At 42.1% G+C, this 13,047-nt stretch carries 10 protein-coding genes and 2 pseudogenes; 2 read left to right on the top strand and 10 right to left on the bottom strand.

Features of this window, described 5'->3' with window-relative positions; translation table 11 throughout:
- Nucleotides 1-180: 180 nt before the first annotated feature.
- Nucleotides 181-759, bottom strand: a complete 579-nt coding sequence (locus tag HLM86_RS14265; RefSeq protein WP_076589844.1) for an aminodeoxychorismate/anthranilate synthase component II — start codon at nt 757-759, stop codon at nt 181-183.
- A 293-nt stretch (nt 760-1,052) separates the two neighbouring features.
- Between HLM86_RS14265 and HLM86_RS14255 the strand changes: the two genes are divergently transcribed.
- Nucleotides 1,053-1,229, top strand: coding sequence for a hypothetical protein (locus tag HLM86_RS14255; RefSeq protein ID WP_170883560.1), 177 nt, complete (start codon nt 1,053-1,055; stop codon nt 1,227-1,229).
- Between the two features lie 87 nt (nt 1,230-1,316).
- Here HLM86_RS14255 and HLM86_RS14250 read toward each other — a convergent pair whose 3' ends face one another.
- From HLM86_RS14250 to HLM86_RS20510, 6 genes and pseudogenes are all read right to left on the bottom strand, one after another.
- Nucleotides 1,317-1,949: a hypothetical protein gene (locus HLM86_RS14250; protein WP_170883561.1), complete on the bottom strand. Its 633-nt coding sequence runs from the start codon at nt 1,947-1,949 to the stop codon at nt 1,317-1,319.
- 899 nt (nt 1,950-2,848) lie between these two features.
- The gene (locus HLM86_RS14240; RefSeq protein WP_217702199.1) at nt 2,849-3,247 is read right to left on the bottom strand and encodes a hypothetical protein; all 399 of its coding nucleotides are present in this window, start codon (nt 3,245-3,247) and stop codon (nt 2,849-2,851) included.
- A 992-nt stretch (nt 3,248-4,239) separates the two neighbouring features.
- A complete protein-coding gene (locus HLM86_RS14235) occupies nt 4,240-4,758 on the bottom strand; it encodes a hypothetical protein (protein WP_170883562.1) in 519 nt (172 codons plus the stop codon).
- The gene (locus HLM86_RS14230) at nt 4,751-4,918 is read right to left on the bottom strand and encodes a hypothetical protein (RefSeq protein WP_170883563.1); all 168 of its coding nucleotides are present in this window, start codon (nt 4,916-4,918) and stop codon (nt 4,751-4,753) included. The genes HLM86_RS14235 and HLM86_RS14230 overlap by 8 nt, the downstream gene beginning before the upstream one ends.
- A gap of 242 nt (nt 4,919-5,160) precedes the next feature.
- A complete protein-coding gene (locus tag HLM86_RS14225) occupies nt 5,161-5,487 on the bottom strand; it encodes a hypothetical protein (protein WP_170883564.1) in 327 nt (108 codons plus the stop codon).
- Between the two features lie 317 nt (nt 5,488-5,804).
- A pseudogene (locus HLM86_RS20510) lies at nt 5,805-6,143 on the bottom strand (RHS repeat-associated core domain-containing protein); the annotation flags it as partial.
- On the opposite strand from HLM86_RS20510, the pseudogene HLM86_RS14215 reads away from it, so the two are divergent.
- A pseudogene (locus HLM86_RS14215) lies at nt 6,137-6,328 on the top strand (IS3 family transposase); the annotation flags it as partial. The pseudogenes HLM86_RS20510 and HLM86_RS14215 sit on opposite strands and share 7 nt — an antisense overlap.
- 188 nt (nt 6,329-6,516) lie before the next feature.
- Here HLM86_RS14215 and HLM86_RS14210 read toward each other — a convergent pair.
- The 3 genes from HLM86_RS14210 to HLM86_RS14200 are packed head-to-tail and all read right to left on the bottom strand — an operon-like array spanning nt 6,517 to nt 12,890.
- On the bottom strand, nt 6,517-7,503 hold the full coding sequence (locus tag HLM86_RS14210; protein WP_170883565.1) for an Imm49 family immunity protein: 987 nt from the start codon (nt 7,501-7,503) through the stop codon (nt 6,517-6,519).
- A 9-nt stretch (nt 7,504-7,512) separates the two neighbouring features.
- Complete coding sequence (locus HLM86_RS14205; RefSeq protein WP_170883566.1) at nt 7,513-11,454, bottom strand: DUF637 domain-containing protein; 3,942 nt, start codon at nt 11,452-11,454, stop codon at nt 7,513-7,515.
- A gap of 17 nt (nt 11,455-11,471) precedes the next feature.
- Nucleotides 11,472-12,890 (bottom strand): hypothetical protein, encoded by a 1,419-nt coding sequence (locus HLM86_RS14200; RefSeq protein WP_170883567.1) that lies wholly within the window; start codon nt 12,888-12,890, stop codon nt 11,472-11,474.
- Nucleotides 12,891-13,047 lie beyond the last annotated feature (157 nt).

Genomic DNA, 13,047 nt, shown 5'->3' with positions numbered 1-13,047 from the left:
TTCTTATAGTTAAGATAAGCTGAGGTTAAGCATAGGGATAACAAGGCGGCAGAGTTAGCCATAGCAACGGCTACGAATAGTTTTTCACAAATTATTCGTACGCAAAAATATGAAATAAATGTTAAAAAAAGTGATCCGCGTCAGGATTTTTTCGGGGGGATATCGCCACTGGCGCTAAGATCAGCGACGTAAAAAGTTAGCCAGTAGCTCGTGACCTTGTTCCGTTTTGATCGATTCAGGATGAAACTGGACCGCTTCGATCGGTAACGATTTATGCTGAAATCCCATCAGTTCATCGATGCTTCCATCCTCAAACACCGTCCAAGCCGTCGGTTCAAAACAGGCAGGTAAACTCTCGTTTTTAACCACAAGTGAATGATATCGCGTCACGGTGAGTGGATTATTGAGCCCCTCAAATACGCTATTTTCAGTATGTTGTATCGGTGACGTTTTCCCGTGCATTACCTGACGGGCTCGCACAACCTCACCACCAAACACCTGAGCAATGGCTTGATGACCCAGACATACACCCAGAATGGGTAATTGACCAGCAAAGTGTGCAATCGCCTTTAGGGTGATCCCGGCATCATCTGGGGTACATGGGCCGGGCGACAGTACCAAATGACTCGGCTGCATCTGTTCGATATCAGCGAGGCTGATTTCATCGTTGCGCACCACTTTCACCTCAGCGCCCAGTTCACAAAAGTACTGGTAGAGGTTGTAGGTAAATGAATCGTAATTATCGATAATTAGCAACATGAGGCAGAGGAGAGTAGTCAGTGTGGTGGTCAGAGGCGTTATTGTGCAATACCCAAGCAGAAAGGCAAGCAATAAACCATGAAAGTAGAAAAATAACGCCAGCTTGACTGACGTGAATCGGGCTGCCTTTTCTCTTATACACAGCGGTTCGAAGACCCGCCTAATTCAATGTAAGGCAACCCTGCCGAATGAATCAGTGATGATTGCTTAGATTGCGCATAACACTCATCAGTGAAGACAACCGAAACTTTCTTGTCACTAGGTAGGCCGCCAGAGCCGTAGAGTAGATTTCTTTGGCAAAAGCATCAGACGAAGGCCATCAATACGCACCGTTGATGCTCGAACAATGGGCTAACGTATTAGCCGCCGTGTCGGTGACTTCGTTATCCAACCTTTGCATTTACACAGTGGGGGCTGGCGTTGTCCAATCTTCGGTAGATACCGTTTTAGCCATCGCCATAGGGGCCTGACCCATTAAGCTGACGAGCGCCAAAGTGAAAAAGGACACCTCTCGAATCATGAGTGTGTCCTTATTTCTCGGCGAACGCTTAGCTCGGCTAGAATTTGAAGTTGAATGTCTTGGCATACGGCATATCCGTCTGCTCAGTAATATCGCCTCGAGATAAAATCCGTTTTAGGGATTTGTTTTTGTATCCCTCAGCAATATCATTCATTAAAGAAGCAATCAGATTAAGTTCGTGTGCGTAACCCGAACGCATATCCCCTACCTCGACCATTTTTCTCGTCTTATTGGTGATTTTCTTGGTGTAAGACACCGTCTGGACACTGAGCGCATAATACTTGTCAAACTGTCCGGGCTTGTGAATATACCCTTCTCTCACTCGACTTAATTTATCATTCACACTCATCAAACCATCGACAAATTTAATCAAATCCGCTCGAGAGGCATCATCGTATTGTCCAGAGTAAAGATAGTCACGATTGATATCGCCTCTCATCATCGACAATCTGTCTCGAAGTTTATTGATGGTCATATAAAGTGCAGTAATATCCCCCGTATAACCCTCAGGCATATTATCTTGGTCGTATACAACCCTGTTGTCTTTGTATATCTCCAGGATTTCTTCATGGGTGAGAGATAATGTGTCCTGACCAAGTAACTCACTGTCTGCGAAAGCCACACAAGAGCTAAAGCACGTGCTGATTAAAACCGCGACGATTGTTTTCATATTAAAATGGCTCAAAAATAAAAAGAAAGCGCATGCTAATCTAATTCATCTTTCGATGTGGTCTTACCTTGCTGACTTTTTATACCTTGCCCGGGCCAATTACTTAGATAGCCTTAGCGGCACTCAAACGAGTAGGACCTACACAGAAAAAGGAATACGCGGTCCTGTTGGTGCCAAATATAATACGGATAGCTTCTGGGAGCGAACCCACTGACGTATGCCCACGCGCTCTGAGAGGTATCTCCTGTATCATAAAAAGCCTACGGTTGGCCATGACGTGTTGGGATTCCCACATCCAAAAATGGGACCAAGCCCGGTCCCATTTCTATTCTAGCGGATGTTATTTAAAGAGGATTAATCCTCATTCATACAAAAACAACCAACGGTCGCACTGCAACGTAATACTTTCCCTTCAGGGCATGGGTAATTAGACTGGGATGCACTTACCATTGCCGACATAAAAACCGTTAAAATTAATAGTATTTTTTTCATTTTTATCTTCTTTTTTATAAAAATGTAACTATATGTTTTTTATTCGTAATTTCTATTTTTTTAACGATATAAAGCCTAATTTTGAGACAATCAACTCATTCTTTGCGCGTATTTAGAGCGCAGTAGTCACTATGGTATAAATAACACCTTGACTAAAAATGAGTACGTTAAAAATGAAAGTGTATGACCGTTGTGCGTTAGTTCGAGAATTCTATACCCAAATCGACAGGGGCGATCAAGCCTACGCAGTGGTTTAGATAGATGGATTAATCCGTGCACATGGCATTAAGATGTGTTTTCATAATTATTTGAACAGAAAGGCACCCTGATTCGGTGTCTGTCCTTTATCTAGTAGTACTATGACGGCTTTATCTTATTTTTATCGAACGTAAATCATGGCTAAACCGCTACCGGTAGGTAATGGCATACAGCTTACAGAAATGAGCGGTTTCACTCCCCGACCACTTTTCACTTTCTGCTATCAAACCGTAAACCACAACCGGATTTTTAGCTTGATAGGCAGCAAGGATCATACTCAAGTTGGCATTATATCCGCGATCATCTTTAGTTATCCAATATCCTGCACACTCTCTCGAAGGTGTCGCAAGCCTAAACATCACATCTGCATTGCCAAACTTATTGTAGGATTCTACACTGCTTACAAAAGACTGCCCGGATGCGACATTATCATTAGCTAAAGCTTCCTCACTGGCGAGCCTATTTTCACTGGGGGACTCCACCTCTGTAGAATTTGCGTAGCCAGCATTTAACGCCAACATCAAAAGACACGCTATTTTTTTCTTCATTTTTCTCTTTCCATTAGGTTATTAATAGTAATTTTTCTGAGTAGAATTATAAAATATTAAGCTAAGAAATTAAATGGGATAATAGCTACTTGTTTTTTATTTTAACGCCCTAATGTATGTGCCCTTGAAAGTAAAGGATATTCTTTGATTTTTCAACGTATACAACACTAACCACAACACAGAGACTTGCCGTTAACAAACTTGTCGCCTCGGCATTAATTCGGCCTTGTTAAATAAGATATTTTGAGACTATACAGGTTTTATTTCCGTATATATTCCATTCAATTCCTTTATTGAAAATGACACTTAAATCAACGCCTAACATCGCCTTAATTAAAAAGTAGCTACATAATTTAATGTTAAGGCTGTAGATACATTACCACTGAGTCAGGTTAATCAGTATGCGTGGCATTAAGATTTGCCCTCATGACTCTAGTACCTCGACAAATATTTGGAAGTCTTGTTCATCCACGAACTATCAGTGTCAGGTCTTCGTTTTGACACAATACCGCTGAACCGTGAATCACGCGATGTCACATGATATAGAGCACCAGCAAATTCAACCCTTAATGGTCGGCTCATTTTCTCTCCCTGAAAACACCACACTAAACCACCCCACCTAACAAACCCAATAAGGTAGGGCGAACGCATGAACGTTATTCGCTCAATTAGAGTGCAAATATTGAGTAATGGGTGAGTGGTATTTGAACCCCGTAATCTCTTTTTTCGAACCGTTGAAAAGAAAGCTAATCTATTAGCTCAAATATTAAGCACACGTGCGGTCACCGTGCGCTTAAACTGAAGCTAAGCATCAGAATAATAAAGGTAAAATATTTTTTCATTATGGTTCCATTTAGTGTTGGTCAAGGTAATTGGTTAACGATATAACGAGAAACGTGATTTTTTAATTCCGTCGGGTTAGTTTACTTCCCTGAATAAAAATAGAAGAAAGGCAAGCCCTGAATCCATTTTTAAGTGTTAGTTTCATTTACTCATTTATACCAATCATCTCCCCAATAATACTTAGCGTACGGATAGTCACCAAATTCATCTAGTTCTTTATAAAGATTGTACTTATTGCTTATTAATGTCACATTAAAAATATTAGATATGGTTTCTTCCTTTCCAGCGACAATTAGTACGTCTTCGTCTACCACTTGCATAATCAACTCTAAGTTTTTTGAGAAAATAAGATGATTTTTAAAAAAAAGCCCATCCAGATTAACAAGTGATTCATAATAATCAAGATTGTTACTAAATTTAAAATCAATAATAAACCTTCTATCAACTCTTTCTTTAAGACTAGGCTCTTTACATAGATAAATCTCATTAAAAAAAGAGTTTAAATTACTAAATATAGGCTCAAATAATACCTCTGTACCACCAAGAAAAATAAATACCTGGTAATTATTCTTATTTATCCAATCTACTCTTAAAGCCCTTGAATCATAAAATTCAAAGTCACTATTATATAGCTCTTTTTCTATGGTAATTACTTCTTTATCAATCATTATCTCGAGTTAACCCACCGTTAGAAAATTTATCTTGAGTCGTATCGTTCTCATAGCGTATAGCCTCTTTCTTACCTTCTGTATGGCGTGATATTTTTGGCGCTCCAGTATTCCCTTTAATTTGACGATCACCTTTACTTTCAGGACGATAAGTAATCATTTCACCTGTCTTTTTGTCTCTAGAGAACTATCAGGGTCAGGTCTTGCGTTTTGACGCAATACGACTGACCCGTGAATCACACGATATTACATGATATAGCGAAACAGAAAATTCAACACTTAATGGTCGGCTCATTTTCTCTCCCTGAAAACACCACACTAAATATCCAAGTAAATTCATCCATAAAAACAAGATTTCAGGCCTGATCTTATTTAAATAAATCATAAAAGTGCTTATGATTTTTATAATATCAATGTATTAATCTTTCCTGTTTTAAATTCATATTCTTGTATAAATGAAGTATGTGGTGAGAAGTCATGCCACTCAATGAGCATATAGTAACCATCATCATTCAGCTCTAACACTAATACTTCCCCATCACTAAAAGGCATAAAGAATAGGTCTTCATGTACCACCCCATCCACTAAAAAAGTAGAAAAATTATCTATGACTATTTGAACCTTATCACTGAGGCTATCAGTAGTTACCCCCTCCAGAAGTAGTAACGCTGTATTTCTTTCGACATAAAATTGGACTACTGTTGATTCATGAAAACTGATTATTTTCACATTTATTCCTTAGGTTCTATGTGGGGTTCATCACTTCCTCGAGAGGTAGGCTCCCCGTCTTTATCTAAATATTGATCTTTTTTCCCCGTAGATTTGGGGTTGTGTCTGTGATAATGATCCCTACCATCTTCATCTTTTACGTCTAATGCATTTTCATCTTGGTTTTGCGCAGAATTCTGTGACTGGACTCTGGAACCTACCTTGGTATTAGCAAAAGTGTCGGTTTGATCATCAATATCTGGATCTAATTCTTGCTCAGTTTCATCTTCCTGTGTGTTGCCATTATGCATAATGGCAATGCCAATCGCACCTGTAGCAAAACCAGCAGGGTCATTATACTTAACTGGGTTATTCCATACATAGGCGTAGCGGTTATAGCTATTAGTCACATAAGGTGCTTGTACTAGTGGATCTGCGCTTATAAAACGTGCGATCTCTTGGTCATAAACTCGACCATTCATATGCACTAGACCAACTTCTGTAATTTCCTCATGTCCGGTATAACCACGGTTGGTAATGGCGTTTTGTACCACATCCAACGGCCCGTTATCAGACCACGCGACTTTACGCTGCTTACCCAAGGTATCGTAACTGCGGCGCTCTACGACTAAGCCGTAGCCATCAGTGATCATATCGACTGAATTGAGGGGATAATGCCTGTGTTGAAAGCTTCTTCCATGCGATGAAAGTTGAAACGATCCAATGTGAGCCGATAATGACGAGAGACCAGATGCGCCAAACGATCTTTGAGTACATAGAGGTTGATTGTAACCGGACAAGAAGGCACAGTGCTCTTGGGTATCTAAGCCCAGCTAACTTTGAACAACAAAATGTCGCTTAATGTGGTGTCCAGTCTTGCTGGAGCAGATCAGTCCCAAGCAAACACGCTATGTAAACAAAATGCCGATAATAAAAATAGACAACTGATTGTTTTTTTTCATGATAAACCTAGTAAGTAAATATAAATTTGGATATAGAAAATGAGCCATACTTAATTAAAGCATGGCCCATTATTTTTAGTGGAAATACTTATTTTAAGCCAAACATTGACAAATCAAATTTCGGCATCGTTTGATTGAGTTCATCCAGCGTTGGGCCTTCGCCTTTAATTAGCCACAAAGGTAAGAATGGTGATTCAATACCCACGACTTCTCCTCTCTGTAGGTAAATAACACGTAAAAATGCCAGTATATGAATATGTAGCAATGCATAATGATCATTTAGGTCCAAACATTCAGGCCCGGTAACCTGGCCAGATTGAGGCGCTATTTCACTAAAGTAATCGTAGTTAGCTTGCATCGCGGCTTGAGCGATTTCCTCTAACGACTCCTGCTGCACACCCCATTGATAACCGACCAGCTGAAAAAGCGGTATCTTCATAAACCAAGCATAAGTTTCAGCCAATTCCGTATCGATTGATGTAATTACACCTGGTTGAGCTAGAGCATTGCAGCGGTTAAAAACGTCACTTTTTACTTCAGTATCCTGCTCTCGCCCAAAATATGCTTTAAACAGGTCAACAAAATGAACCGTTGTCTTAACGGGCGAAATGCTGCCCACATTAAGAAAATTCTCTGTTGGGTACGCCAATAAATCAACCAATGCTGGTTTATCATCGACGAGTTCAGCAAGACAGACAGCATTTAACCATAGAGCATCACGTGTATGGTGTGACTTTTCTTCGCTGGTAGCGCGTCGAGTCTGGCCAAACAGTTCAAAAGTGACTTCCGTACCTGAGAGACGCTCCATATTAAAGTGTGCACGGTAAGCATTAACCGCCTCTTTCAGTAGCCATTTGACTTGGTTGTGTGCGCAACCAAAAATCTCACACTGTACCGCATACCCAACCAAATCATATGCAATGCTACTTACAACAAAAGGGTATCGTTCATTGCCTAATGAATTAAACGTCTCTATACGGCGATGTACTTGAGCTATCAGATCCTGAGGACGTGTTTTCAGTGCGCCAGACTCTTTTAACCGTTCCGGAAAATAATGTTGAGAAAAGTCGTACATCAATTGCCTCTATTTAATATCGTAAGTTTTGACTAAGGTATTCCCCAGCTCCCCAGTGGCTGGAGAGATGGTTTGCACCACCATTTTATAGTTTAACTGACCAGATTCCCGTGCCAACTTTATTGCGTCGTAAGTTTGACGATATGGATGCGTTAGTGGAAGGCCACCTACTGCTTTGTCCATGTTCATCATCATACTATTAAAGTACTCTTGGGTGCCTTGCATATATTTATTCTGACCTATTGTATGACCGCTTAAGCTTGGCGACTCACTAATACTGCCTTTAGCCTCAAGAATGGTTACTCTGCCATCCTTAACGTAGACCTGATCAAAGACAAAGTTGGTTTGCTTACTGCCTGGTATCTTATTGGCGAGCTCTTCACCTAAGTCCTTATCAACCGCATACTTCCTCGCACGCATTTCACCCAAGGCTTCAGAGAAAACGTTAATTTCCGAAGGTGATGGTTTAGGCACATTGGGATCGCTTTCCGCTAGCCTGCTTTGCTCCAGCAGTTTTTGCCTATGCTCAGTTGCTTCTTTTACCGTAAGTGGTCCCTTAACTCCTTTAACCTCGATCTTATCATTTAGATTCAGAAAATCCTCATCATAGAGTTTTTCTACCGGCTTAGCGTTATGTGTTGTAATGTTTAAGTCCTTCTTAACCCAAGTTCCATTCCCTCTATCTGGTTCGTAATCATGAGTCTTGAGTTTCGCTACAACTTGCTCTGGTGTGAGTTTGGCATGAGGGGCCAATTGCCTATGAGTCAAATACTTTCCATAATCCTCGTCACTCATCCCCGCCGGTTTTTTATACCATGCCGAAGGCTTACTACCTGAAGCAACAGCTTTACCCTTTGCATCCGTACCAAAATGACTTCCCAAGTCACCAAATACTGTTGCATATTGATTCAGCCCCTTCCCTAATATCGTAGATTCAGCCAACTCCATCAATTCGTCAAATGGCAGCTTGTCTAGAGGGATCTTATTGATACCTTTCGTAACGACTCTAACGCCAAGTGAAATAAGAAGGTTTATCACTGCCTGCTCAGGTGTGATATTAATCTCCGCATCACCGTTCAGAATTCGGTATAGCTGATAAATGGTCTCGCCAATGTCATAAATTGTTGCAGCCACCATCGCTGCTTTAACAGCAAAAATCAGCGCAGGTATAACAAAGAAAGCATTATTCTGAGCGGCGTTACCGCCAGTAGAGATTGCGATATCTGTGTTACCGCCAAATGCAAAAACGGTAATCCCTGCCGCTAAGCGAGAGATATCGACACCCTTCTGCTGTAGCCTCAAAAGCTCCTGTTCATACCTGAGGCTTAATTCTTCATTGCTTAACGTCGGGTTTTCCGCCCTAAGGTCTTCAAAAACCTCAGTTACAAACTCTTCGGATTCTGACTTCAGAACATCAGTATGAGCCTTATACTGCTGAGCGACGTACTCACCAATCACTCCACCCGCGGCGCCTGAAGCACAGCCATTACGGTTTACACTACTATTACCACCGTTAATACTGGAGATAGCGGTCCCCAACCCACAGCCTAACGCTGCGTGAGCAATATATTGGGTTGCCGTATTTATATCCGGTTCTGTTTGCCCTTCTTGTACTCGAGAAGCTTTGCCTATTTTATTGGCTAGATCTTTTCCTATGTGCATTACTGCTGACATAGCAATACTCTGCACAAAGGCATCACCAAATTCTTCGATGCTATGTCCATTGGCTATCGCAGACACACCCGTACTCACAGATGTATGTACCAACTGCGTAATAGCCTGATTGACTAAGGTCTCATTAGTGACATTTCCAAGAATATCATTGAGGCTCTGACTTGCCCCTGCGTCACCTGAGAACAGCGGAATATCTAAACCACTTAAAACCCCAGCTGTGACCATCGTTGTTGCTAACGAGGTGAGGGATTCATCAGACGCCAATTGCTCAAGTGTCTCTTTGAAATCAAAGCCGTTTGCTAGCAGGCTCGCAACAGCCTGAGTTTCTAACGCTGTAATCCCTGCTCCAATAGCTGTGTTAAGAGCCGTACCAGCAGTCCCTGTAGCCGCTAGGCTAGTACCACCGGAAGCAATAGCCATTGCCACAGATAGAATCGCCATCGCGGCAGGGGTTAATCCTGATTGGTCATAATCCCATTCCTCCATCACTAATTCGATGGAGTCCCAGTCAACGTGGCTGTATTCTGGGTTATTGCGAATATCTTGCATCCATGCCAGTTCAGGGGTCTGAGATAAGTCAGCAATAATCTGATCAAGATTCTTTGAGCCTGAAGCAATTTGGATTCGCACCCCATGGGCACCATCTAGAAATAAGCCGCCATTGTTAATGAACTCCGAATAATAGGCGACTTCACGTTGATAACCATTTCCCTGATGACGGAAAGACAAAGACCCTTCAAAAGACTGTTCATGGCTATAAGTTTCTAGCAATTTCGCCAATTCGAAATCAATTGAGCCGTTTTCAGCAATAATTTTTGACATACCTTTGTTGTCAATCGTTACCGCCTCCAGTAGGACATTGCCCTTCTCAGTTGAGAGCAACATACTTTGGCCCGCTTTAAGCAGCGTTCTTACAATTTCAGATTCCGTCGCACTCTCTGATTCGCTTTCCTTGGTGCCAAATATGCCACCGCTTTCAGCTTCAAACTTTTTCTCATAAGATCGTAAGTCTGCGGCGCTTTTCAGAGTAATTCCGTAGCCTGCCAGAATCTGTAGTAACCCCTGACTTTCCAGCTTTGCACCTTGTATAAAGACCTGACCGCCTGCGATTAGTGAAAGTGTATCGACCGCCGATAAGCTGGTTTGTAGGTTAACGAGTGAGGACTCGCTATCAGACCAACGCTGACCAGACTCTGCTCGTTGATCTTTATCTTCCTGAGGGACAAGAATAATATTGCCACCGGCCTCTATCTCAAGAGAACCTTGAGAACTGAACTGGCCACCGTGACTGACAACGTCTCTCGCCGTGTAAATATTCAAGTTGCCTAATGTGGAAATGGTACCAATTTGGTTAAAAGTTTCTGAAAAGCCGTGGCCATAATCTAGTCGTGTGACCAAGGTGTCGTTAGTCAATTTATTGGCAATGAGAGTAACGTCATCGCCGGTAATCGTCCCAGATAGGTTTTGCATTTCACGACCAGTACGAATCGTAAATTTCTGACCACTGATATGCCCTTGTGTGTTGATGAAATCTTGTTCAACATCAATAAGCGCGCTGTGTTTAAACTCAACACGACTGCCGTCCACCACAAAGGTTTGAGTTTTAATATCGGCGCTACCTGCAGCAAACGTTGAGTCATCGAGTTTTTGATCTTCTATTGTTTCTGCCGTCAAATAAACAAACGGAACTAAATAAGGAGCGCCATTAATGGTACGTATTTCTGGCCAGACAATGTCTTGACCCAAACTGGCAATTTGCTGGGTGGTCAGAGCCTGACCGACTCTATAGCCATATTGGCTGGCAACCTGCGCTCCATTCTCGTATAGTTTTTTCGTTTGCTCGTTGTAGCTTGAATAACCCGGTTTACTTATCCAACTTTTATTCAGGATCTGGACCAATTGATGCCGTATCACCCCTCTTTCAACATAGGGAGAACCAAACAGGGCGGGCAGCGCATTTTCATCAGTGAACTGTTCACTGCTCACGTCGTAACCGGGAATCAATTCCGGGTTACTCGCCAACATTAGGCTCAAAAAATGGCTGAAGCCATCAAAGATACCGAGTTCCTCTAGCTCTAAAGCCCCTCGGTATAAATAGTCACCTACCGACTCCTCTAATTGATAACGAGCGGTTTCAGTCACCGCCGCCGTAATTTCGTCTAGAGTAAGCTTGGTTTTTACCGAAGCATAAACCGGGAACGATAATTGCGTCAGCAACGCGGTGAGCACCACATTGGAGGTCACCTTCTTCCAGAGTGACGTGTTTGTTTTTTTCATTTTAACCAACTGCTGATTTAAGCTTTAAAATTAGGATTTATAATAAACAAGGTAATACCGTCGTTAATAATCGGAATATATTTACTTGGTTTGCCTATCTTTGGTGGCATAACTTTAGGTAGATAAGACGTCGCATAAGGGCCATAGGTAATATCTTGATTTTTGATGCTCGCCGAACCGAAGCCTTTGTGAAGATGCCCACCGACGAAGAATACAAACGGGAATTGCTGAGTCTCCTCATTTTTGGTCAGATCCGCTCTTGACGTGGTCCAAAAATCGGTTCTTCTGCGTCTGCAACTTCTAAGAATGCGCTTTGTACAATAGCTTCTTTGATGATGCGTCACCGTGGTAGTCTCCCACACATCACGAAGGCTAAGTCCTTCCATCCACACATAGCTTACCGTGCCAACAACATCTTGCTTGGCTTCGATTACACTGTGTTCATTAAAGAGATCATGTGATTTTAGGATAAGGTGGTTGCCCGCATGCAAGCGTGACTGAGGCGACAATGTTTTAATATATTGGCTATGGGTTAATACGGTCTTATCAGTACGACACCCCGCAGGAGAAATAATTTTGTGAAAAATAAAGAAAGGATCATTACAATAGTCTGGTTTTGGTTTTGTGACCCTTTTAGAGTCAGTACTACCCCATAGAGAGTAACGTTCATTATCGATCACGGGGGCTTGGATAATAGTGTTGCCTGTCCATGATTCGGCAATCGCCGACATGTTCCAGAAGCGATACCCCAATTGTAGCTCCAACGTCGACTCCGCTGACACGATCACCTGACTGCTTTTTTGGTAGTCCAATATTAGTTCCGGTTGATCCTTCGAATGTCTTGACACGGCATAAGGATTTGCGTTGATAAACTCACGGGCCTCAACCCGTACATTCTGCCCCAGAATAAAAGCATCTAAGTTATCGACTTCTACCTTATTGAAGCCTTCCGATGGTGCTGGAACCGAGGTAATTCCACCAGTTATAAAATCCGGTTCTTTATTCACTGAACGGCTCAGTTTGCTGATCCCAGATGTGAAATTTTCCGCGCTAACTAAGCGATATGGGTAGAGTGAGCCATTAGTCACTTTCCGTTCTGATTTAAGGTCAATATTCTCCCCCAATATGACGCCGCCAAAACGGTTAACCACGTCGGACTTGCCATGGATATAAATATCTCGCGCCGTTTCAATATCACCTTCGTTGATGAATTTATCAGAGGAAAAGTACGCACTGCCCGTGACAAGCGCACCGGTATTTTCTATCAGACCCACCGCAGCAATATCGACCTCGTTCGCACGAATGTTCTCTAAACCAAACGTTTTAACCCCTCCTTCCGGTATGATCTGGACATCATTGGTCGACTCAATACTGACTTTGTTTGCCGCGATAATTTGGTCAAAAATAACAATGTTGCCATTTGACTTGATCTTCACCGATTCCAGTGGGATAACACTCTCATTGTTATAACGATGTGATTACCAAGGGAGACTGACGGTATAACTACCAACCGACTTTGTCGTAGTCACACTAGCAATGATATCCCAAGTTGGCAACTCAAGCCGACTTGGGGAGTAGCTCTAATTTTGCCAG

The sequence above is a fragment of the Vibrio ostreicida genome, assembly GCF_013074385.2.
GTDB classification, from domain to species: Bacteria; Pseudomonadota; Gammaproteobacteria; order Enterobacterales; family Vibrionaceae; genus Vibrio; species Vibrio ostreicida.
The sequence above is the reverse complement of the archived record's forward strand: the minus strand, read 5'-3'. Positions and strand labels throughout refer to the sequence as shown.

What these genes read in the sequence shown, in the direction of transcription:
- HLM86_RS14265 (WP_076589844.1), bottom strand. Translation starts at nt 759, where the DNA reads ATGTTGCTAATTATCGATAATTACGATTCATTTACCTACAACCTCTAC.
- HLM86_RS14250 (WP_170883561.1), bottom strand. Translation starts at nt 1,949, where the DNA reads ATGAAAACAATCGTCGCGGTTTTAATCAGCACGTGCTTTAGCTCTTGT.
- HLM86_RS14240 (WP_217702199.1), bottom strand. Translation starts at nt 3,247, where the DNA reads ATGAAGAAAAAAATAGCGTGTCTTTTGATGTTGGCGTTAAATGCTGGC.
- HLM86_RS14235 (WP_170883562.1), bottom strand. Translation starts at nt 4,758, where the DNA reads ATGATTGATAAAGAAGTAATTACCATAGAAAAAGAGCTATATAATAGT.
- HLM86_RS14230 (WP_170883563.1), bottom strand. Translation starts at nt 4,918, where the DNA reads ATGATTACTTATCGTCCTGAAAGTAAAGGTGATCGTCAAATTAAAGGG.
- HLM86_RS14210 (WP_170883565.1), bottom strand. Translation starts at nt 7,503, where the DNA reads ATGTACGACTTTTCTCAACATTATTTTCCGGAACGGTTAAAAGAGTCT.
- HLM86_RS14205 (WP_170883566.1), bottom strand. Translation starts at nt 11,454, where the DNA reads ATGAAAAAAACAAACACGTCACTCTGGAAGAAGGTGACCTCCAATGTG.